Genomic DNA, 21912 nt, shown 5'->3' with positions numbered 1-21912 from the left:
CAACCCTCCCCAAGGACGTTCAATGCCTCCCAGGCCCCGGCTTCTGCCTCTTTCCGCAGCATTCGCGAGCGCCTTCGCGACCCTGCTCGCACTGCCGGCCCAGGGCCAGACACTGAGCGAACTCTACGAATCCGCGCGCGGCTTCGACGCCTCCTACCAGGGTGCGCGCGCCCAGTACGAGGCCAACCTCGCGCGCGCCGCGCAGGCCAAGGCCGGCATCCTGCCCGCGGTGGGACTCACGGCCGGCGCGTCGCGCAGCAACCTCGACATCGACACCCTCACGGGCGCCGGCCGCGGTACCACCACGCCGCGCGACTTCAGCACGCAGAACATCGGCATCAACGCCACGCAGCCGCTCTACCGGCCGGCCAACTGGGCCACCTACGAGCAGGGCAAGCGCCAAGCCGAGATCGCCGAGGCGGTGTTCACCCAGGCCGAGCAGGACCTGATCGTGCGCGTGAGCCAGGCCTACTTCGACGTGCTCGCGAGCCAGGACAGCCTGACGCTGGTGCGCGCGCAGAAGGTCGCGGTCGGCGAGCAGCTCGCCTCGGCCAAGCGCAACTTCGAGGTCGGCACCTCGACCATCACCGACACCCGCGAGGCGCAGGCGCGCTACGACCTCGTGACGGCCCAGGAGATCGCGGCCGAGAACGACCTGCAGGTCAAGAAGGTGGTGCTCGACCAGCTCGTCGGCCGTCCGGGCAGCGTGCCCGTGCCGCTCGCGCAGCCGGTGGTGCTGCCGACCGCGACGCCCGCCAACATCGAGGCCTGGGTCGCGCAGGCCCAGGAGGTGCACCCCGCGATCCGCCAGGCCCGACTCGGCGTCGACGTCGCGGGCCTGGAGACCGAGAAGGCCAAGGCCGGTCACAAGCCCACGCTCGACGCCAACCTCGGCTACAACGTCACGCGCAACCCCGACGGCACGAGCACCAGCACCGTCGGCACCCGCATCAACGCCGCGACGGTGGGCGTGGTGTTCAACCTGCCGCTCTTCGCGGGCTTCGCGACCGAGAACCGGATCAAGGAGACGCTGGCGCTCGAAGACCAGTCGCGCAGCGTGCTCGAGGGCACGCGCCGCAGCGTGGCGCAGGCCACGCGCGCGGCGTACCTCGGCCTGGTGTCGGGCGCGGGGCAGGTCAAGGCGCTCGAAGCCGCCGAGGCCTCGAGCCAGAGCGCGCTCGATGCCAACCGGCTCGGCTACCAGGTCGGCGTGCGCATCAACATCGACGTGCTCAACTCGCAGAGCCAGCTCTACCAGACCAAGCGCGACCTCGCGCAGGCGCGCTACAACGTGCTGCTCGGCAATCTCAAGCTACGGCAGGCCAACGGCACGCTGACGGTGGACGACCTCAACGCGATCAACGCAACGCTCTCGAAGAACGGCGCCGCGCCCGCACCTTCGTTCGGCGATCGCCCGGCGACGGGCGCACCCGTGGTGCCGGTCACGCCGCCGAGCGTGCCGGTGGTGCCGCCGGTGCCGGTGCAGCCCTTCAATCCGCCGGCACCCACGATCCCCTCGGCGCCGCCGCCGCCGGTGATCCTGAATCCGCCGGCGCGCTGAGGCGGGCGGCGGCTAGTCGAGCGTGGGCTCGGGCCGCGAATCGTCGAGCGGCAGCGGCTCGCTCGCGAGCACCGGGTCCGCGGCCTGCGCGATCGCGAGCAGCGCGGTGGCGGTGCGCTCGGCGGCACCGCGGTTGGCCGACGAGAAGGCCAGCGCGGCCTCCGCCATGGCGGCGCGGCGCTCGGGGTTCTCGACCAGCTTGAGCGCCGCGGTCACGGCCTGCTCCATGCTCTCCACGCGCAGCGCGGCGCCGGCCGCGAGCGAGAGCTGCGCGGCCTCGGCGAAGTTGAAGGTGGAAGGCCCCATGATCACCGGGCAGCCGCAGGCCGCGGGTTCGATCAGGTTCTGCCCGCCGAGCGGCTCGAAGCTGCCGCCGAGCAGCGCGACGTCGGCCAGGCCGTAGTACAGCGCCATCTCGCCGAGCGAATCGCCGAGCCAGATCTCGGCCTCGGCCGGCTCGCCCGCGGCGCTGCGGCGCGCGACCGCGAAGCCCTGCGCCTCGATCAGCGCGGCCACCTCGTCGAAGCGCTGCGGATGCCGCGGCACGATCATCCACTGCACGTCGTGCACGCGCTTGGCGATCGAGCGCACCGCGCCCTGCTCCGGCGGCACCGGCTCGGTGGCGCCGAAGCGCTTGAGCACTTCGAGCAGCATGCGCTCCTCGCCATCGCGCGAACTCGCGAGCACCACCATCGGCTTGGGCAGCCGCGCACGCAGCGTGGCCGCGGCAGCGAGCTGACGGGCGTCGGGCGTGGCGTCGAACTTGAGGTTGCCGTAGATCCCCGCGACCTTGGCGCCGAGCGACACCAGCCGGTGCGCATCGGCCTCGGTCTGCGCCCAGACGGCCGCGAGCGCCGAGTAGGCCGGCCGCGCGAGCCACGACAGGCGCTCGGCCGCGGCCAGCGACTTCTCGTTGAGCCGCGCATTGGCGAGCACCAGCGGAATGCGGCGCTCGGCGCAGGCCGCGGCCATCTCGGGCCAGACCTCGGTCTCCATCAGCACGCCGATGCGCGGCTGGAAGCGGTCGAGGAAGCGCGCCACCGCGCCCGGCGTGTCCCAGGGCTGCCAGACCTGCGTGTCGCCGGGCTCGAGCAGCTTGGCGCCTTCCTCGCGCCCGGTGGCCGTGCCATGGGTGAGCAGGATCGGGATGCCGGGGTACTGGCGGCGCAGCTCGGCGATCAGGATCGCGGCGGCGCGCGTTTCGCCGAGCGACACCGCATGCACCCAGCACTGGCCCTCGCCGGTGACCGCATCGTCGTAATGCCCGAAGCGTTCCTCCACGGCCACGGCATAGCCCGGCTCGGCCACCGCGCGCCGCCGCAGCTTGCGGCGCACCAGCGGTTGCACGAGGGTGGTGAACGCGCCATAGAGGCGCAGCGGCAGCGAACGCACGGGCACGGCGGGCGTCAGTGGGACGCTTCGGCCAGCGCGGCGTCGGGCTTGGCGGTGCGCAGCAACGCGAGCATCTCGGCCTGGATGCGCTGAAGCGCCGCGTCGTTCTGGCCTTCGAAGCGCAGCACCAGCACCGGCGTGGTGTTGGAGGCGCGGATCAGGCCGAAGCCGTCGGGCCAGTCGACGCGCAGGCCGTCGATGGTCGAGACCACCGCGGGCGGCGCGAACCTGGCACCGCGCACCAGCTGCTCGACCACCGCATGCGGCTCGCCCTCGGCGCACTTCACGTTGAGCTCGGGCGTCGAGAAGCTGGTCGGCAGCGCGTTGAGCGCGGCGCTCGCGTTGGGCGTCTTGCTCAAAATCTCGAGCAGGCGGCAGCCCGCATAGGTGCCGTCGTCGAAGCCGTACCAGCGCTCCTTGAAGAAGATGTGGCCGCTCATCTCGCCGCCCAGCGGCGAATCGATCTCCTTCATCTTGGCCTTGATCAGCGAGTGGCCGGTCTTGAAGATCATCGGCTTGCCGCCCGCGGCCTCGATGGCGGGACCGAGGCGCTGCGAGCACTTCACGTCGTACACGATGGTGCCGCCCGGCACGCGCGAGAGCACGTCCTGCGCGAACAGCTGCATCTGGCGGTCGGGGAAGATGTTCTGCCCGTCCTTGGTGACGATGCCGAGGCGGTCGCCGTCGCCGTCGAAGGCGAGGCCCAGCTCCGCGTCGCCCGCGGCCAGCGCGGCCATCAGATCGCGCAGGTTCTCGTGCTTGCTCGGGTCGGGATGGTGGTTGGGGAAGTTGCCGTCGACCTCGCTGTAGAGCTCGGTCACCTCGCAGCCGAGGGCGCGGAAGATCGCCGGGGCCGAAGCGCCCGCGATGCCGTTGCCCGAATCGACCACGATCTTGAGCGGACGCGCGAGCTTGACGTCGCCCACGATGCGCGCCGTGTAGGCCTCGGTCACGTCGACGTGGCGCACGCTGCCGCCCGCCGCGAGCTTCGCGCTGCCTTCCTCCATCACCTTGCGCAGGCCCTGGATCTCCTCGCCGTAGATCGCGCGCCCCGCGAGCACCATCTTGAAGCCGTTGTAGTCCTTGGGGTTGTGGCTGCCCGTGACCTGGATGCCGCTGGTGCAGAGCGTGTGCGCGGCGAAGTACAGCATCGGCGTGGTGACCGCGCCGACGTCGATCACCTCGACGCCGGTGGCGACCAGGCCCTTGATCAGTGCTTCGGCGAGCGACGGTCCCGAGAGGCGGCCGTCGCGGCCCACGGCCACGGCCTTCTCGCCGGCCGCGCGCGCGGCGCTGCCGAAGGCCCGGCCGAGCGCTTCTGCGATCTCGGGGTCGAGCGTGGAAGGCACCACGCCGCGGATGTCATAGGCCTTGAAGATCGACGCACTGAGTTGCATGAAGAGGCGTTTCCTATCGGTTTCGAAGACCGGCCATTGTAGGCAAGCGCTCCGGTGGCCACATGTCCGAAAACGGCCAGTTGAAACCACTCGAAACCATATCATTCGACGCATGCCCGACGCCCAAGCACCCACCACCGACGCGCTCGAGAGCGACGCCTGCTACCTGGCGATGAAGACGCACGACGCGCGCTTCGACGGCAGCTTCTTCACGGCCGTGACCTCCACCGGCATCTACTGCCGGCCGGTCTGCCGCGTGAAGCTGCCGCGGCGCGAGAACTGCCGCTTCTTCCGCCATGCGGCGCAGGCCGAGGCCGCGGGCTTCCGCCCCTGCCTGCGCTGCCGGCCCGAACTCGCGCCGCGCGCGGCGAGCTGGTCCACCGAGGACGCCTCGCGCATCCTCGCGCTGCAGGCGGCGCGCCTGATCGACGAGCCCGATGCCTGGTCCGACGAGGGCCCGGGCGCGGCGCAGATCGCGGCGCGCCTGGGCGTGAGCGACCGCCACCTGCGGCGCATCTTCGAAGCGCAGTTCGGCGTCTCGCCGCTGCAATACCTGCAGACGCGGCGCCTGCTCGCGGCCAAGCAGCTGATCGCGGACACGCGGCTGCCGATGACGCAGGTCGCGCTGGCCAGCGGCTTCGCGAGCGTGCGGCGCTTCAACGCGGCCTTCCTCGAACACTACGGCCTCAACCCGAGTGCGCTGCGGCGCGCCGGCGCGGCCGAGGGCGGCGACGGCCGCGCGATCGAGGTGCGGCTCGGTTTCCGGCCGCCCTACGACGTGCCGGCGATGCTCGGCTTCTTCGCGCGGCGTGCGCTGCAGGGCGTCGAGGTCGCCGCCGCGGCCGACGGCACGCTGCCGCCCAAGGGCAGCACGACGCCCTTCGTGCGGCTCGCGCGCACCCTGCGCGTGCAGCAGGGCGCGCAGTCGCACACCGGCTGGCTGCAGCTGCGCTTCGACGCCGAGCGCGAGCAGATGCTGCTGTCGGTCAGCGACTCGCTCGCCGCGGTGCTGCCGATCGTGATCAGCCGCGCCCGCGCGATGCTCGACCTCGATGCCGAGCCGATGGCGATCAATGCCGCGCTGCACGCGGCCTTTCCGCACGGCGACGGCCTGCGCGTGCCGGGCACGCTCGACGGTTTCGAACTCGCGGTGCGCGCGGTGCTGGGCCAGCAGATCACCGTGGCCGCGGCGCGCACGCTGGGCTCGCGGCTGGTCGCCGCCTTCGGCGAGCCGATCGCCACGCCCGTCGAGGGTCTCGACCGGCTGTTCCCCACGCCGGCCGCATTGGCTGAAGCGAGCGGCGATGCGCTCGGCGGCCTCGGCATCGTGCGCCAGCGCCAGGCCGCGCTGCAGGCGATCGCGCGCGAGGTGGCCGCGGGCCGGCTCGCGCTGCATGCGGGGGCCGACGTGCCCTCGACCATCGCGGCGCTGCAGGAACTTCCCGGCATCGGCGCCTGGACCGCGCAGTACATCGCGATGCGCGCGCTGCGCTGGCCCGACGCCTTTCCGGCCGGCGACGTGGCGCTGCAGAAGGCGCTCGGCGTGACGACCGCGCGCGCGGCCAGCGAGGCCTCGCAGGCCTGGCGGCCCTGGCGCAGCTATGCGGTGCTGCGTGCCTGGCATGCGCCTTCGGTCCCGCCGGCCGCGGCGCCCGACTCCCCTCCACTTTCAACGGCAGGCCTCGCGGCCTGAAGAGCCATGAAGTTCAAGAGCAAGACCATCTACACCTCGCACATCGACACGCCGCTCGGCGGCATCACGATGGCGGCCACCGACCAGGGCCTGGCCGGCGTCTGGTTCGACCAGCAGCGCCACTGGCCCGACACCACGGGCTGGCAGACGCGCGACGACCATCCGGTGCTGGTCGAGGCCGGCACCCAGCTGCGCGACTACTTCGCGGGCCGGCGCAAGGTCTTCGACATGCCGCTCGACCTGTCGCATGGCACCGCGTTCCAGCAGAGCGTGTGGCAGGCGCTGCGCGCGATTCCCGCGGGCCAGACGCTGAGCTACGGCGCGCTGAGCGCAAGCCTCGGCAATCCGGCCGCGGTGCGCGCGGTGGGCGCGGCCGTGGGCCGCAACCCGATCAGCGTGATCGTGCCCTGCCACCGCGTGCTCGGCGCCGACGGTTCGCTGACCGGCTACGCGGGCGGGCTCGAGCGCAAGACCGCGCTGCTCGAGCTGGAGCAGGCGGCACGGCCTGCACGCGGTGCGGCGAGCCGTGCGATATTCGAGGACGTATGAGCGCCACAACCGACAACAACACTGCTTCTCCCACGCCCACGCCCACGCCCACGCCGAACAAGCCGAAGGCCTGGGTCGTCGACCTGGTGCTGCTCGGCGCGCTGTGGGGCGCCTCGTTCCTGTTCATGCGCATCGGCGCGGCCGAGTTCGGCGCCCTGCCGGCCGCGGCCGTGCGCGTCGGCGTCGCCACGCTGTTCCTGCTGCCGCTGCTGTTCATGCGCGGCCATGGCCCGGCGCTCGCGACCCACTGGAAGGCCTCGATGGCGATCGGCGTGCTCAATTCGGGCATCCCGTTCGCGCTGTTCTGCTTTGCGCTCCTCACCATCAACAGCGGCCTGGCTGCGGTGATCAATGCCACGGTGCCGATGTTCGGCGCGCTGGTGGCCTGGGCCTGGTTCCGCGACCGGCCCGACGGTTCGCGCATCGTGGGCCTGGTCATCGGCTTCGCGGGCGTCGCGATGCTCGCGAGCCGCAGCGCCGGCCTGCATTCGAACGCCGAAGGCCATGCCGCCCTCTGGGCCGTGCTCGCCTGCCTCGGCGCCTGCGCGAGCTACGGCGTGGCGGCCAGCGCCACGCGGCGCTACCTCGGCGGCGTGCCGGCGCTCGCCACGGCCACCGGCAGCCAGATCGGCGCCACGCTGTTCCTCGCGCTGCCCGCGCTGTGGTTCTGGCCCGCGCAGATGCCGAGCCTGCGCGCATGGCTCGCGCTGCTGGCACTGGGCATTGCCTGCACCGGCCTCGCCTACATCCTGTTCTTCCGGCTCATCGCCAATGCGGGGCCGGCGCGGGCGCTGACCGTCACCTTCCTGGTGCCGGTGTTCGCGGTGTTCTACGGCGCGGTGTTCCTGGGCGAACGCATCACGCAGTGGATGCTGATCTGCGCGGCCGTCATCGTGTGCGGCGTGGCGCTGTCCACCGGACTCGTGAAGCTCTGGTCCGGCACACGCGGCGCGGCCGCTACATCGCCCCCGCCACCACGTTGACCGAGAGCGCGAGCACCAGCATGTTGAATGCGAAGGCCAGCACGCTGTGCACCAGCGTGAGGCGCCGCATCTCGCGCGAGGTGGCCTGCACGTCGGACACCTGCGAGGTCATGCCGACCACGTAGGCGTAGTAGAGAAAGTCGAAATAGTCCGGCGCCTGCCGGCCCGGAAAGTCGAGCCCGCCGTCGACCGCGCCGTCGCGCTGGTCGATGTAGTAGCGGTGGGCATAGTGGAAGGCGTAGATCGTGTGCATCATCAGCCACGATCCGACCAGCGCCACCAGGCCCAGCACGATGTGCCCGGCGCGCTCGACGCCGCTCATGAGCCGGACCTGCTGCAGCAGCATCGCGATGGCCACCACGCTCGCACCGATGGCCACCAGCATCGTGACGAGGATCACCACGTTCGGCTGGTCGAGCGACTGCGCGCGCTCGCGCGTGCGCTGCGCGTCGAAGGTGTCGGCCAGCCACCAGGTGAGCAGCTGGTAGACGGTCACCGCGGCGCACCAGCCCGCGAGGCCGCGCGCCATCGGGTCGAGCGGCCAGGCCAGCGCGGCCGTCGCGACGCCGGCGATGCCGCCATAGAGCAGGCGCTGGGGTCCGGTGGTGGTCGAGAGATGTCTGCGCATGGTGCGGAGCTTACGACGCGCGTCCTTCTACTACTTTCTCGCTCGCACGCGAGGCGCGCGTCAACCACGTCCTACAACCACAGCGGCAATCGGCGCATGGGATGCCCCCCGGCGCGCCAGTAGGCTGGGGGTCATCAAAAGGGGAGCGGTCGCCCGGAAGCATTGCGTGCATGAAAGCGGCACGCGAGCCCGAGGCATTTTTTTTGCCCATCTGAAGGACTCATTCATGCTGTTGCTCCGCTCTCGCCCGTTCGCCAGCCCTGCACGGCTGACGGCACTGGGCGCATTGGCCGGCGTCGGTTTTCTCTTCGCACCCGCGCTGGCCTGGGCCGAACCTTCGCCCGCGCTCGACCGGTTCAGCTTCTCGGTCGGCGCCTTCAATGCCGACCCGAAGTTCAATGCCTCGGTGACCTCGCCCTACACGGGTACGCTGCGCACGCGCGACCTCGAACCGGGCCGCGTGACCATGCCGCGCATCACGGCCGACCTGCTCCTGGGCGACAGCCACGGCATCTCCTTCGACTACTACCGCTACAAGCGCGACTACTTCGGCTCGGCCGCGGGCAGCGACTCCTTCGGCGGCTTCGGCACCGTGAGCGCGCTCGGCAACGCCAGCATCAACACCAAGCTGGAATTCGCCAAGCTCTCGTACAAGTGGTGGCTCGGCTCGGGCAACACGGTGTTCGGCCTCGGCGCCGGTGCGGCCTACTACCGCATCGAGAGCAACGCGAGTGCGCTGGTGGCCGTCAACGGCCGGGTCAACACCATCAACGAGGGCGGCAGCGACAACGCGGTCGCGCCCATGCTCGAGCTCGGCGTGCGGCATGCGATCAGCCCGGACCTGCGGCTCTTCGCCGATGTGTCGGGCGTGCGCAAGGGCGGCGGCCGGCTCCACGGCAACATCTACAACGCCAGCGCGGGCGTGGAGTGGTTCCCGGTGAAGAACGTCGGCGTGGTGCTGGCCTACGGCGTCACCAACATCGACCTGGAACGCGAAAGCCGCACGGCCGAGACGCGACTGCGGGTCAAGATGCACGGGCCCTCGGCCTTCGTCAAGGCGCGCTTCTGAGGCGGCGCGGCCGCGCGCCGCCTGCCATGCGCCGGGCGCGGCGCGCAACGGTGCTTGCGATCATCGGGGGCCGGGGGCCGGCTCCTATGATCGCCCGATGGCATTCCGCACCCACGGCCGCAAGGCGCTGCTCCCCCTTCGTTCCGTCGCGCTCGCCGCGACGGCATGGCTGCTCGCGGCGGCCGCGCCCGCGGCGCATGCACTCGTCATCGGCATCACCGAGGGCGTGAGCTACCAGGTCACCGAAAGCCAGATCGCGCCGCGCTTCGAGCCGATCGCCGAGGCCCTCGCCAAGGCGCTGAAGCAGCCGGTGACCGTCAAGGTGCTGATCTCGTACGACAGCGCGCGCGCGGCGCTGAAGGAGCAGCAGGTCGACCTCGCCTTCATCCATCCGGCCCACGTCGCGCTCGAGGCCGTGAAGAGCGGCCGCTACCAGGCGCTGGCCTGGACCTCGGGCTACACCGCCTACAAGGTCTCGCTGCTGTGCAAGGAGCCGCAGCCGATCTCCAACTGGAAGAGCGTGGCCGACAAATCGCTCGTCATGCCCGATCCGGACTCGATCACCTCGGTGATCACGCGCGCGATGCTGCGCGAACACGGGCTTTCGCCGGGCGCGCTCAAGCTCACCAACACCCGCTACCAGGACGCCGTGCCCTTCTACGTGCAGAACGGCTTTGCGGCCTATGGCGCCACCGCGGCCGCGGGCGTGATCAAGACCTGGAAGGACGGCGGCGGCAACGTCTGCGCCGAGTCGCGGCCGGTGCCGATCAAGCAGTGGCTGGCGTCGCGCAAGCTCGACGCGGCCACGGCGAGCACGGTGCGCGAAACCCTGCTCGGACTCGCCCAAAGCGAAGCGGGCAAGCGCGCGCTCGCCACATCGACCTACACTGGCTTCGTCGCACCCTCGGCCGACGTCGAGACCGCCCTGATGAGCTGGCTCGGCATCTGATCCGGCGTCCACGCCCCGCGTGACGGGCGGTGCGGTCCATCCACCCGCATTTCACGAAGCAACATGACCGATCTCTCCAGCTTTCCCATCACGCGCAAATGGCCCGCGAGCCAGCCCGAGCGGCTGCAGCTCTATTCGCTGCCCACGCCCAACGGCGTGAAGGTCTCGATCATGCTGGAGGAAACCGGCCTGCCCTACGAGCCGCATCTGGTCAGCTTCGAGACCAACGACCAGATGTCGCCCGAGTTCCTCTCGCTGAACCCGAACAACAAGATCCCCGCGATCCTCGATCCCGACGGACCGGGCGGCAAACCGCTGGCGCTGTTCGAATCGGGTGCGATCCTCGTCTACCTCGCGGACAAGACCGGTCAGTTCATTCCGGTCGATGCCGCCGAGCGCTACCAGACCCTGCAGTGGCTGATGTTCCAGATGGGCGGCATCGGCCCGATGTTCGGCCAGCTCGGCTTCTTCCACCGCTTCGCCGGCAAGGACTACGAGGACAAGCGCCCGCGCGACCGCTACGTGGCGGAGTCGAAGCGCCTGCTCGGCGTGCTCGACCAGCGCCTCGCCGACCGCGCCTGGGTGATGGGCGACAGCTACACCATCGCCGACATCGCGATCTTCCCGTGGGTGCGCAATCTGATCGGCTTCTACGAGGCGCGCGAACTCGTGGGCTTCGACGACTTCCGTCACGTGGCGCGCGTGCTGGAGGCCTTCGTCGCGCGGCCGGCGGTGGTGCGCGGCCTGGGCATCCCCCGGCGCGGCTGAGCGGCGCTGCAGCCCGGGGCCTCCGGGTCGCAAACAGAAGAATTCACTTTTTCGCGGAGTGTCTCTTTCGAGGCACGTTCGCGCGCATTCGCGTCGCGCGATGCGCGGCATCCGGCGGGTTGTGGTTACACTTCAATAAGAATAGTTCTTATTCAACCATCCGCGCCGCCCTTCGCATTGCACCGGGCCAGCCGCGCGGAACCATCACGGCAGCTTGGGAGAAGGCGATCGGATGCGCGACCTGGTCCAGGAATTGGTAGCTCACTATGCGGACTTGCGCCGGCAGCTGACGCGCGACCTGCGCGACCCGCACTATGCGGCCGACATCGCGCAGTCGAGCTTCGAGCGCGTGTACGCGCATGCGCTCAAGCTCGGCAAGGGCGACATCCGCATCGACGATCCGTCTGGGGTGGCGCCGGGCGCGGAGATCGAATCGCCGCGCGCGCTGCTGTTCCGCGTGGCGCGCAACCTCTGCGTGGACGACGCGCGCCGCCGCAAGGTGGCGCAGGACTGGATCGGCTCGCATTTCAGCACCGGCGCGCGGCAAACGGCGCCCTCCTGCGAATGCATCGCGTCCCAGCAGCAGGTGCTGGCACAGGTGGTCCGGACGCTCGAGGCGCTGCCGCCGCGGCGGCGCGAGGTGTTCCTGCTGTTCCGCGCCTATGGCCACACGCGCGCCGAGATCGCCGAGCAGCTCGGCATCACCGAGATGGCGGTCGCCAAGCATCTGCTGCGCGCCGCGATCGACTGCTCGCGCGCCTTCGCGCGGCTGCGCGCGGAACTGGTGGAGACCACCGCGGTCTCGTCGCGCGCAAGCTTCCACGCCGCGCTCGCCGAAGACTTCGGCTGAGCGGCGCCGCACCGTGTCCGGCATTCCCGACGAGAAGCTGATCGAGCGCGCGCTCGCGCTGATCGTCGAGAGCGAAAGCGCCGCACCCGATGCCGCGGTGGCCGCGCGCCTCGCGCTGGCGCGCTGGCGTGCCCGATCGGGCGCGCATGCCGCGGCGGCACAGGAAGCGCGGCGCCGCTGGGATGCGATCGGCGGCATGGCGGCCGAACTGCGCAAACTGGGCAAGTAGCGCGGTACCGGGCCGCGCGCGGGTCACTGCAGGCGCCCTTCCTCGTGCCGCGCGTCCTCGAGCGCGGGGCGGATCAGCGCGGCACCCGTGAGCGCCCACAGGGTCAGCACGTCGTCCAGCGCGCAGACGTTCTGCGGCCCCGCGCCGAGCCAGCGCACGAGCGCTTCGGCGCGCTCGGGCGAGGGCGCGTCATGCAGCGTGCAGAACAGCGTCCAGGCGGCGCTGAAGGCGGGATCCTCGGGCGTCAGTGTCTTGTGCTTCATTCGCCCCCTTCACGCGGCGAGGCTTTCCCGCGAGGCGCGCACGCGGTCTTCGGCGATGCGGCCCGCGCGCATGGTGATCACGCGGTCGGCCAGGTGGAAGTAGCGGTCGTCGTGCGAGATCACGACCAGCAGGTGCCCCTTGGCGCGCAGTTCGGGCAGCAGTTCGGTGTAGAACAGGTGGCGGAAGGTCGGGTCCTGGTCGGCCGCCCACTCGTCGAACACCAGCACCGGCCGCCCTTCCAGGTAGGCATGCACCAGCGCCAGGCGCTTGCGCTGGCCGGTGGAGAGGTCGGTGGTGGTGAAGGCGCCGTTCTTCAGGCTCACCTTGTGCGCGATCTCCAGGCGCTCCAGGTAGGGCTTCGCGGCCTCGGGCAGCACCTGCATGCCCGCGCCGCCCTCGCTTTCCTCGCCGGCCACGAGGTCTTCGAACAGGTAGAAGTCCGAGAACACCGTGGTGAAGAGCTGGCGGTAGTCGTCGCGCACCCTCGGGCCTGACGACCGCACCGTCGATCAGCACCTCGCCGGCCTGCGGCGCATAGAGCCCGAGCAGCAGCTTGATCAGCGTGGTCTTGCCCGAGCCGTTGTCGCCCACCACGAACACCATCTCGCCGCGACGCAGCGTGAGGTCGATCGGCCCGAGCGTGAAGCCCTCGCCGCCTTCGGGCGCATCGAAGGCATAGCGCACGCCGCGCAGGCCGATCTCTTTCTTCAGGATCACGCCGTTCGACGCGCGTTCGAGGTGCAGGTGCGGCTCGGGCGTGGCGAAGCGCGCCGACAGGTCGCCGATGCGCTGGAACGCGACCTTCGCGCGGCCCACGCCAGGCAGGGTGAGCGCGATCTGGTCCAGCGGCCCCTTGAGGAACAGCAGCACCAGCACGAAGCCGCTGACCACCGCGGGCTCGGTGGTGCGGAACGCGGCCCAGCCGAGGATCAGCGCGATCAGCAGGAAGAACAGCGCCGAGCCGAACGCCGTCGCGATCACGTAGGTGTTGATGGCGCGGCTGTTGACCGTGCGGATGGTGTCGACGATGCGCTCGATCTGCCCCGCGAACATGCGCGTGCGGCGCGTGCGGTGCATGCGCAGCTCCTTCGCGCCCTCGCTGATCGCGCGGTAGGCCTTGTGCAGCTGGTCCTCCTGCTCGCGGGCCTTCCAGAAGCCGGCCTCGCCGCGGATCTGCGCCATGAGCTGCACCGTGATGCCGATCGCCAGCGCCAGCAGCATCAGGCCGAAGAGCGGCAGCGAGAGGTAGGCCAGGTAACCGAGGCAGCCGAGCGCCACGGCCAGCGCGATCAGCGTGCCCGAGAGCGCGAAGGCCACGTCGCTGATCATGTCCACGTCCTGCGAGAGCACCGGCATCAGGCGGTGCGTGCGGTAGCGCTCCAGCGCGTCGATCGGCGCCGAGAGGATCTTCTGCGCCAGGCTCTTGCGCACCTGGGCCACGAGCCGCTGGCCGACGAAGTTGGTCGACACGTCGGACGCCATGCGCCCGAACAGCGCCACGCCGCAGAGCCCGACGAAGGTCAGCAGCAGCCCGCCTGCGAGGCCGCCGGGCTGGTTCAGCACGCCGTTGATGGTGCCGAGCAGCGCGACCGTGGCGCCGCCGGCGGCCACGCCCGTGACCGCGGACAGCACGATCCACGGGAGAAAGGGTTTCAGCAGGCGCCCGATCTCGGCGCTGTTGCCAGCGGTGGTAGTGGTCATGAAAGGCTCTTTCCGCCCCGGGGGCGACAGCTTGCAAACGGCCCTGCCCGCGCGGCATGGCCCTCCCTGCCTAGACGGATCAGGCTGCGGGATGTTCAGCGCCGGTGAACAGGCGCGGCCCCAATCCGTCTCCAGGGGATGACCGCGCCGCGCACCGCCCCATGATTCCCCTGCTCGAACCGCTGTTCCCGGGCGAACTCGCGGTGCACGGCGAAAAGCTCCACTGCGCCGACACGGTGCCGCCCGATGCGGTGCGCGTGGCCGAGCTGCTGCGCGCGCCCGCGCTGCTGGCCGAGGTGCTGGAGCGCCATGCGCACGCACGGGGCGCGCACGGCGCGGACCGGCGCGCGGTCGCGTCGGCCTGGAGCCTCGAATACATCGCGATGCTGCTGCCGCCCGTGATGGCGGCCGCGAGCATGCTGCAGCACGTGTTCCCGATCGCGGCCGAGCACACCTGGGTACGCTTCGATGCGCGCGGCGCGCCCGCGGGCTTCCACCTGCGGCAGCTCGGCCAGCCGCGGCCGGGCAGCGGCACCGCCGAACGCTATGCACCGCTCTTGTGGCTGCACCTCGCGCCGCTGTTCGAGGCGCTGACCGGCCTCACGCGGCTCGCGCCCAAGATCCTCTGGAGCAACACCGCGCGCCTGATGGAGCCGGTGTTCGACGTGGCGCTGGCCGCCACGGGCGGCGCGAGCGCCATCGCCGACGACCGCGCGCGGCTGCTGCACGCCCCCGTGTGGCCCGGTGCGCAAGGTCCGCGCGAGAACCCGCTGCAGGACCGCCGCGGCCACCGCGCGCTGAAGCTGCACCGCGAGTGCTGCCTCAACCACCTGCTGCCGCACGAGCACTGGTGCGACGCCTGCCCGCTCGCGCCGGCGCAGGGCGCCCGCACGGCCGAATGAACAGATCGCGCGCCATTGCGTCTTCCTCTTATCCACCCCGCCCCACACCATGCCCAAGGCCAAGCTCGTCTACATCCTGTCTTTGAGAAACGCCGCCGCCGACAAGGCCGGCCAGCACATCGCCTACAAGGGCGAGCGGCGCTACATGGCCTCGCCGCTCGAATACCTCGCCCGTGCGCTCGACGAGACGCCGCTCGGCGACGCCTATTCGCTCGAAGGCATCGTCATCGACGACGACCCGGGCTCGCCGAGGGACCAGGCCGTGCTGCAGGACTACGGCTTCGCCTTCCGGCCCGGACGGCCATGGATCTTTCCGGGCGAACTCACGGCGCAGGGCCGCAGGCTCACCGACCTGTTCCATGCGGTGCCGTCCGACTACCGCCGCCTGCCGCGCGATGCGGCCGAGCGGCCCGCGGCCAAGAGCCGCTTCGAGCGCACGCTGCTCGACAAGCTGCTGACGCTGCAGGCCGACATCGTGGTGCTCGATGGACTGCTCGTGATCCTCGACGAACTCGTGCGGCCGGGCGCGGCCTTCCACCGCCGCATCGTCAACATCCACCCCGGCATCACGCGCGCCGAATCGCCCTACGAACGCCGCGGCGCATACGCCACGCTCGACGCGCTGCACGGCGCGCAGGGCCGCAGGATCGTGGACTGGACGACGATGGAGAGCGTGCCGGTCGCGCCGCTCCTGAAGACCGGCGCCTCGCTGCACTATGTGGACAACGGCATCGACTCCGGCGAGGTGATCCACGACGTGCTCGCCACCGACATCGACCCCGGCGACACCATCCTCGAACTGCGCTGGAACAACTTCAACCGCAGCCTCTTCCCCGCACTGCACGAGGGCCTCGCGCTGCTCGCACGGCAACGCCCGCAGCCCACCGAAGGAAACGCATGACCACCACCTCCCACGTCTCCTACGCAGGCGGCCAGCCGCATGCCGTCACGCACGAGGCCGGCACGCTGGACGTGCGCAACACGCACGACGGCTCGCGCTCGCTCTGGAAGCTCCGGCAGGATGCGACGCTCGAATGGCTCGACGGCAGCGACGCCTCGACGGACCACCTGCTCGCGGCGCTCGAGGCCGCCTTTGAGCAGCATCCGGGCCACAAGCACTTCACCGTCGCGGCCGGCCATGCGGCCGCCGCGCTCGTGCAAGCGGGCGTGCTGCTGCCGGCCGCAGACGGCCGCGCCACCTGCTGGCGCGACATGCTGTGGCAGCAGCCCGCGCTCTGGCTGCCCGCGGTGCAGCCGCCGATGGCGCTGCGCTACGCGCTCACCCACGGCAAGTACCACCCGCTGCGGCCGCCGAAGCGCGAGGGCGTGCTCTACCAGCGCTTCATTCCCTGGCTCGGCAAGACCTTCTCGTTCCGCAGCTTCGACCCCGAGGCCGACCTCGCGCGCTTCAACCGCTGGATGAACGACCCCGACGTGGCCGTGATCTGGGAGGAGCAAGGCGACCTCGACAAGCACCGCGCCTACCTCGCGGCCATCGACCGCGATCCGCACATGCAGTCGATGGTCGCCTGCCTCGACGGCGAGCCCTTCGGCTACTTCGAGACCTACTGGGCCAAGGAAAGCCGCATCGCCCCCTTCTACGACGTGGACGACCACGACCGCGGCTGGCACGTGCTGATCGGCGAGCCCGCGTTCCGCGGCCGGGCCTTCGCGACCGCATGGCTCACCTCGATCTCGCACTACATCTTCCTGTGCGATCCGCGCACGCGGCGCGCCGTCGGCGAGCCGCGCATCGACCACGTGCAGCAGATCCGCAACCTCGACAAGTCCGGCTACGCCAAGGTGAAGGAGTTCGACCTGCCGCACAAGCGCGCGCTGCTGGTGGTGATGCTGCGCGAACGCTACTTCATCGACGCCCTCTGGCTGCCCCGCAGCGACGGGGCCGCTGCCGCCACGCCCGCCCAACACACTGCGTAAAGGAAATCCGTCATGGTGATTCACGACCTCATCGGCATCGGCTTCGGCCCCTCGAACATCGCGCTGGCCATCGCGCTCGACGAGAAGCGCCGCGACGGCCGCCGCGTCGATGCGATGTTCATCGAGAAGCAGGCCGGCTTCGCGTGGCACCGCGACATGATGCTCGACCAGGCGCACATGCAGATCTCCTTCCTCAAGGACCTGGCCACGCTGCGCAACCCGACGAGCCGCTTCACCTTCATCAACTACCTGCACGAGAAGCAGCGGCTGCAGGACTTCATCAACCTCAAGACCTTCTTCCCGAGCCGGCACGAGTTCAACGACTACCTGGGCTGGGCCGCGGCCCAGTTCGAGGATGCCTGCGTCTACGGCGAGGAGGTGTTCGAGGTGCTGCCCGAGACCGAGGGCCGCGGCGAGGTCTCGCTGCTGCGCGTGCGCTCGCGCGACGCCGCCGGCCGCGTGACCGAGCGGCTCGCGCGCAACCTCGTGGTCGGCATCGGCGGCACGCCGAACATCCCCGATGCCTTCCGCCCGCTGCGCGGCGACCCGCGCGTGTTCCATTCGAGCAGCTACCTGCGCAGCATGGACGGGCTGGCCGCGGCCGGCCGCATCGCGATCGTCGGCGCGGGTCAGAGCGCGGCCGAGATCTTCATGGACCTGCAGGGCCGGCCGCACGCCCCGCAGGTGGACCTGATCATGCGCGCACGATCGATCCGTCCCTCGGACGACAGCCCTTTCGTCAACGAAGTCTTCAACGTCGAGTTCACCGACTACATCTACGGCCGGCCGGCGGACGAGCGCGCGGCGCTGATCGAGGAATTCGCCCACACCAACTACGCGGTGGCCGACCTCGACCTGATCCAGCAGATCTTCAAGATGTTCTACGAGCAGAAGGTCCGCGGCGAGGAGCGCATGCGCTTCCTGCGCCGCCACGCGATCCGCGAGGTCGAGGCCGCGGCCGACGGCGTGCACCTCACGCTCGTGGACCAGAACACCGGCCGCGCGCACGCCGCGCGCTACGACGCCGTGGTGCTCGCCACCGGCTATGCGCGCGAGCAGCACCGGGCGCTGCTCACGCCGCTCGCGCCCTACCTCGGCGATTTCTCGGTCGACCGCCACTACCGGGTCGCGAGCACGCCGGACTTCCATCCCGCGGTGTTCCTGCAGGGCGCCTGCGAGGACTCGCACGGCCTGAGCGACACGCTGCTGTCGGTCACCTCGGTGCGCACGGGCGAGATCGGCAACGCCCTGCTGCAGACGATCCCGGCCGGCGCCGCGCCCCTGGCCGCCCACGCCGCGAACAGCGCGCGCCACGAGCGGCAGCCGGTCCAGGCCTAGCCCAGACCGCGCGCCCCGGCGGCGCGGGACCGGCAAGGAACACAGCCCGAGGAGACAGGCCGCGCGCCTGTCTCCTTTTTTTTAAGTCAAACGTCTCATGGTTGGGAGCGCCAGGGCCGGCATCGGGCCGGCCCGGGCGCCTGGATGTAAACAAGTCGTATTCAAGCTGGAGTAACCAACCCTATGCCTCGCCTGCCCCGCCAACGCCTTCTGAATGCCGCGCTCGCCGCCGCCTTCGGAACGGCCTTCTCCTTCTGCAGCCTGAGCGCCTCGGCCCAGTCCGCGGAGCAGCAGCCACAGCCCCAGGCCGCCAGCCCGACGCTGCCCGCGATCACCGTCAATGCCAACACGGAGGAATCGGCCACCGGCCGCGTCAACGGCTACCTCGCCAAGCGCAGCACGGCCGGCAGCAAGACCGACACCCCCGTCGTCGAGACGCCGCAGTCGATCTCGGTCATCACGGCCGACCGCATCGACGTCATCGGCGCCACCAACGTCAAGGACGCGCTCGGCTACACGCCCGGCGTCAGCATCTCGCCCTTCGGCGCCGATTCGCGCTACGACTGGATCACCATCCGCGGCTTCGACGGCTATGCGCCCGGTTTTCTACCTCGACGGCATGCCGCTGCGCAACAACGGCACCTGGGGCGTCTGGAAGACCGAGAACTACGGCTCCGAGCGCATCGAGGTGCTGCGCGGACCGGCCTCGGTGCTCTACGGCATGGCCAGCCCCGGCGGCGTGGTCAACATCGTGAGCAAGCTGCCCACGGCCGAACCCGTGCGCGAGATCCAGCTGCAGTACGGCAACGATGCGCGCCGCCAGATCGCCGGCGACTTCTCGGGCGCGCTCGACGCCGAAGGCAAGGTGCTCTACCGCATCACCGGCGTGCTGCGCGACGCCCAGCTGCCGGGCGGCAGCTCGCGCGACGACCGCACCTACATCGCGCCCTCGATCACCTGGAAGCCCTCGGCCGACACCACCTTCACGCTGCTGGGCCAGTACCAGAAGAACCGCGCCGGCGCCTATTCGCGCATCCGCCCGATGGAAGGCTCGCTGAAACCGACGCGCATCGGCACCATCGTTCCGCCCGACCTCAACACCGGCGATCCGAACTTCGATCACTTCAACCACGACCAGAAGATGATCGGCTACCAGCTCGAGCATCGCATCAACGACACCTGGACCGTGCGCCAGAAGCTGCGCTACGGCAAGCTCGAGGTCGACTACCGGGCGCTGCAGGCGCCGACCTTCGCGCCGCTGGACCCGAGCAACGCACTGAACCCGATCAACTACCGCTACCTCGCGCGCGGACCGTTCGGCAGCCAGGAGAGCACCAGCTCCGTCACCATGGACAACCAGGTGCAGGCCAAGCTGCGCTCGGGCGACTGGCAGCACACGCTGCTCATGGGCCTGGACTACCAGCGCACCCGCATCGACCAGTACACCTACAGCGGCGGGCCCGGCCTGCCGCTGCTCGACATCTATGCGCCGGTCTACGGCGCGCCGATCGACATCCCCAGCCCCTACGTCAACGGCGTGAGCCGCCTCACCCAGACCGGCTTCTACCTGCAGGACCAGATCAAGTGGGGCGACCGCTGGTCGCTCACGCTGGGCGGGCGCTACGACAGCGCGCGCAGCAGCGCCTACAGCCGCTTCGACGGCACCACGCAGCAGATCTCGGAGCACAAGTTCACCAAGCGCGCGGGCCTGGTGTACCTGATGCCCAACGGCATCGCGCCGTACCTGAGCTATGCCGAATCCTTCGCGCCCACGGGCACCGTCGATCCGACCACCAGGACGCCGTTCAAGCCCGAGAGCGGCCGCCAGTACGAGGCCGGCGTGCGCTACCAGCCGCCGGGCGGCAAGTCGCTCTACAGCGCGGCCATCTTCGACCTGCGCCGCAAGAACTACATCACCTATGACGCGAACTTCATGCCGAAGCAGACCGGCGAGATCTCGGTGCGCGGCCTCGAACTCGAGGCCACCACCGAGCTCATGCCGCGCCTGAACCTCACGGCCTCCTATGCCTACACGCCGCGCGCGATCGTCACCGCCAGCAGCCGCGAATCGGAGATCGGCAAGCAGGCCACCGCGGTGCCGCGCAACCGCCTCTCGGTGTGGGCCGACTACCGCTTCAGCAACGGCGTGAAGGTGGGCCTGGGCGCGCGCTTCAACGGCTCCACCCGTGGCGACGGCGAAGTGGCCGCACCGGCCAAGCTGCCGGCGTACACGCTGATCGACGCGATGATCGGCTACGACATCGACCGCTGGACGCTCGCGCTCAACCTGCGCAACCTGACCAACAAGACCTACATCGCCAACTGCGCCTACGCCTACTGCTACTACGGCACGCAGCGCACGGCGGTGGCGACGGCGACGTACCGCTGGTAAGCCCCGGCTTCCACGCATGAAAAAAGCCGGATGCCTTCGCGGGCATCCGGCTTTTGTTTTCAACGGGTCCAGGCGTGCATACCGCTTGCAATTGCTAAGCCTCGCGCACCGATGTTGTCGAATCTGCCCCGATTCGTGACCGACTTCCTCTGAAGAGCAACGCATTCCTCCCAGAATCCCGCGGCCTCGTCACCTCGAAGAGGCCACAGGGGAGGAAGAAGAAGTGAATCGCGATCTGTACCGCATGGTCCGAACAACACTTGCATTTGCGATGTTATATGGATGCTGGTCGGATGCGAAAACACCTCGGGAATTCGAGGTTTTGGTTCTGATCGGGCTCGCGAGATCTTAAATTCAGACATAACTGCCCAGATTGAGTGGCGCCTACTTTTATCACATCACGCGTTTTAATGATGGAGGTAGCAGCAGACCGATTCCTATCTAGGCAGGGTCCATTCGGTGAGCAATTATGCGATCGGCATTCTATATAGAAATCGCACTCATGATGGCATCGTCGTGCGGATGCGTGAGCGTCGGGCGACTATCAACGCAGCAGTTGGATTGGAATCCGCCGATGCTAAGTGCAACAGGATGCCCCGATCTAAAAGGCGACTACATTTATGAAATCACTTATTACTCGGACGGAGGATTTTCAACAAACTTGATACCCATTTATTCGGGATCCCCCGACGAATTGTGGAGAACCGCGGCGTTCAGCCCCACAACTGGCCTTTCTCAGCCGCCAAACGCCAAGGACCTGCCAAGATACCAGTCGTACTATATTGACACGAAGAGGAACAAATTCGCGGAAGGGAGTACCCGTACTCAGACGCAACGCAAAGCCCACGGCGTCCTTCACATTGAACAGACCGGATCTCAATTAATTCAGGGAAAATCCGGAGAGACCCAATTGATAACCAACCTGGGAACCGAGATGGCCGGGTGCCACAAAGGCAGGCTCATTTTGAGGCAGGCAAAGGTGAGCGGAGCGGGTGATTTTGTGCCGCGCACAATCTCTTACGGGGAATTGGAAATCGAGAAAACCTCCAATGGCTCGCTGGCGATCACTCAGCGGAGGCGAGAGAAAAACGTTTCGATCCTGAATGTTGTGACGCCTGGTCACAAGGAGCATTTGCCTTCTACTCGGATCTATCCCGCATTGGGGCGACGAGGCACCTCCGAATAGAGAGTTCATCCGATGAAGACGATATTTGCACTTGGCCGGTGCGGTGATCGGCGTGCGCGGCCAGTGGCGCAAGCCGAGCCACGACTTCTTCGCGGGCGCGCGGATCAAGCCTGAGGGGCCATC

At 69.4% G+C, this 21912-nt stretch carries 19 protein-coding genes and 2 pseudogenes; 16 read left to right on the top strand and 5 right to left on the bottom strand.

The features are described from left to right. Positions 1 to 22: 22 nt before the first annotated feature. The gene (locus M2165_RS17150) at positions 23 to 1561 is read left to right on the top strand and encodes a TolC family outer membrane protein (RefSeq protein ID WP_280815792.1); all 1539 of its coding nucleotides are present in this window, start codon (positions 23 to 25) and stop codon (positions 1559 to 1561) included. A gap of 12 nt (positions 1562 to 1573) precedes the next feature. Here the strand turns inward: M2165_RS17150 and M2165_RS17145 are convergent, their stop codons facing one another. Both M2165_RS17145 and M2165_RS17140 read right to left on the bottom strand, forming a co-directional pair. Beyond that, entirely contained in the window at positions 1574 to 2953 is a 1380-nt protein-coding gene (locus M2165_RS17145) for a 3-deoxy-D-manno-octulosonic acid transferase (RefSeq protein WP_280817563.1), read from the bottom strand. A gap of 14 nt (positions 2954 to 2967) precedes the next feature. After that, complete coding sequence (locus tag M2165_RS17140) at positions 2968 to 4350, bottom strand: phosphomannomutase/phosphoglucomutase (RefSeq protein WP_280815791.1); 1383 nt, start codon at positions 4348 to 4350, stop codon at positions 2968 to 2970. A 112-nt stretch (positions 4351 to 4462) separates the two neighbouring features. Between M2165_RS17140 and M2165_RS17135 the strand changes: the two genes are divergently transcribed. The 3 genes from M2165_RS17135 to M2165_RS17125 are packed head-to-tail and all read left to right on the top strand — an operon-like array spanning position 4463 to position 7575. Next, positions 4463 to 6043, top strand: a complete 1581-nt coding sequence (locus M2165_RS17135; RefSeq protein ID WP_280815790.1) for an Ada metal-binding domain-containing protein — start codon at positions 4463 to 4465, stop codon at positions 6041 to 6043. Positions 6044 to 6049: 6 nt separating this feature from the next. After that, positions 6050 to 6592 (top strand): methylated-DNA--[protein]-cysteine S-methyltransferase, encoded by a 543-nt coding sequence (locus M2165_RS17130; RefSeq protein WP_280815789.1) that lies wholly within the window; start codon positions 6050 to 6052, stop codon positions 6590 to 6592. Next, positions 6589 to 7575, top strand: a complete 987-nt coding sequence (locus M2165_RS17125) for a DMT family transporter (RefSeq protein ID WP_280815788.1) — start codon at positions 6589 to 6591, stop codon at positions 7573 to 7575. The genes M2165_RS17130 and M2165_RS17125 overlap by 4 nt, the downstream gene beginning before the upstream one ends. Here the strand turns inward: M2165_RS17125 and M2165_RS17120 are convergent. Then, positions 7550 to 8203 carry a DUF1345 domain-containing protein gene (locus M2165_RS17120; RefSeq protein WP_280815787.1) on the bottom strand — a complete coding sequence of 218 codons (654 nt, stop codon included), beginning with the start codon at positions 8201 to 8203 and terminating at the stop codon, positions 7550 to 7552. The two genes, M2165_RS17125 and M2165_RS17120, sit on opposite strands and share 26 nt — an antisense overlap. A gap of 226 nt (positions 8204 to 8429) precedes the next feature. Between M2165_RS17120 and M2165_RS17115 the strand changes: the two genes are divergently transcribed. The 5 genes from M2165_RS17115 (at position 8430) to M2165_RS17095 (ending at position 12068) form a co-directional block, all read left to right on the top strand. After that, complete coding sequence (locus tag M2165_RS17115) at positions 8430 to 9272, top strand: hypothetical protein (protein WP_280815786.1); 843 nt, start codon at positions 8430 to 8432, stop codon at positions 9270 to 9272. A 97-nt stretch (positions 9273 to 9369) separates the two neighbouring features. After that, positions 9370 to 10221, top strand: coding sequence for a PhnD/SsuA/transferrin family substrate-binding protein (locus M2165_RS17110; protein ID WP_280815785.1), 852 nt, complete (start codon positions 9370 to 9372; stop codon positions 10219 to 10221). A 63-nt stretch (positions 10222 to 10284) separates the two neighbouring features. Continuing rightward, positions 10285 to 10989 carry a glutathione S-transferase N-terminal domain-containing protein gene (locus tag M2165_RS17105; RefSeq protein WP_280815784.1) on the top strand — a complete coding sequence of 235 codons (705 nt, stop codon included), beginning with the start codon at positions 10285 to 10287 and terminating at the stop codon, positions 10987 to 10989. Between the two features lie 232 nt (positions 10990 to 11221). Then, positions 11222 to 11839 (top strand): RNA polymerase sigma factor, encoded by a 618-nt coding sequence (locus M2165_RS17100; protein WP_280815783.1) that lies wholly within the window; start codon positions 11222 to 11224, stop codon positions 11837 to 11839. A 13-nt stretch (positions 11840 to 11852) separates the two neighbouring features. Continuing rightward, entirely contained in the window at positions 11853 to 12068 is a 216-nt protein-coding gene (locus tag M2165_RS17095; RefSeq protein WP_280815782.1) for an iron dicitrate transport regulator FecR, read from the top strand. 23 nt (positions 12069 to 12091) lie between these two features. Here M2165_RS17095 and M2165_RS17090 read toward each other — a convergent pair whose 3' ends face one another. Together M2165_RS17090 and M2165_RS17085 are read right to left on the bottom strand one after the other, a co-directional pair. Then, positions 12092 to 12331 (bottom strand): hypothetical protein, encoded by a 240-nt coding sequence (locus M2165_RS17090; protein ID WP_280815781.1) that lies wholly within the window; start codon positions 12329 to 12331, stop codon positions 12092 to 12094. 9 nt (positions 12332 to 12340) lie between these two features. Further along, positions 12341 to 14033: pseudogene (locus M2165_RS17085) on the bottom strand (cyclic peptide export ABC transporter). A 161-nt stretch (positions 14034 to 14194) separates the two neighbouring features. Between M2165_RS17085 and fhuF the strand changes: the two are divergent. The 7 genes and pseudogenes from fhuF (at position 14195) to M2165_RS17050 (ending at position 21789) form a co-directional block, all read left to right on the top strand. Then, the gene (gene fhuF, locus M2165_RS17080; protein ID WP_280815780.1) at positions 14195 to 14935 is read left to right on the top strand and encodes a siderophore-iron reductase FhuF; all 741 of its coding nucleotides are present in this window, start codon (positions 14195 to 14197) and stop codon (positions 14933 to 14935) included. A 49-nt stretch (positions 14936 to 14984) separates the two neighbouring features. After that, complete coding sequence (locus M2165_RS17075) at positions 14985 to 15836, top strand: formyltransferase family protein (protein ID WP_280815779.1); 852 nt, start codon at positions 14985 to 14987, stop codon at positions 15834 to 15836. After that, positions 15833 to 16873, top strand: a complete 1041-nt coding sequence (locus M2165_RS17070; RefSeq protein WP_280815778.1) for a GNAT family N-acetyltransferase — start codon at positions 15833 to 15835, stop codon at positions 16871 to 16873. The genes M2165_RS17075 and M2165_RS17070 overlap by 4 nt, the downstream gene beginning before the upstream one ends. A gap of 12 nt (positions 16874 to 16885) precedes the next feature. Then, positions 16886 to 18211 carry a lysine N(6)-hydroxylase/L-ornithine N(5)-oxygenase family protein gene (locus M2165_RS17065; RefSeq protein WP_280815777.1) on the top strand — a complete coding sequence of 442 codons (1326 nt, stop codon included), beginning with the start codon at positions 16886 to 16888 and terminating at the stop codon, positions 18209 to 18211. A 183-nt stretch (positions 18212 to 18394) separates the two neighbouring features. Continuing rightward, a pseudogene (locus M2165_RS17060) lies at positions 18395 to 18757 on the top strand (TonB-dependent receptor plug domain-containing protein); the annotation flags it as partial. A gap of 46 nt (positions 18758 to 18803) precedes the next feature. Next, positions 18804 to 20603: a TonB-dependent siderophore receptor gene (locus M2165_RS17055; protein ID WP_280815776.1), complete on the top strand. Its 1800-nt coding sequence runs from the start codon at positions 18804 to 18806 to the stop codon at positions 20601 to 20603. Positions 20604 to 21105: 502 nt separating this feature from the next. Then, complete coding sequence (locus tag M2165_RS17050; protein ID WP_280815775.1) at positions 21106 to 21789, top strand: hypothetical protein; 684 nt, start codon at positions 21106 to 21108, stop codon at positions 21787 to 21789. Positions 21790 to 21912 lie beyond the last annotated feature (123 nt).

The organism is Variovorax sp. TBS-050B (genome assembly GCF_029893635.1).
Lineage (GTDB): Bacteria > Pseudomonadota > Gammaproteobacteria > Burkholderiales > Burkholderiaceae_C > Variovorax.
The sequence above is the reverse complement of the archived record's forward strand: the minus strand, read 5'-3'. Positions and strand labels throughout refer to the sequence as shown.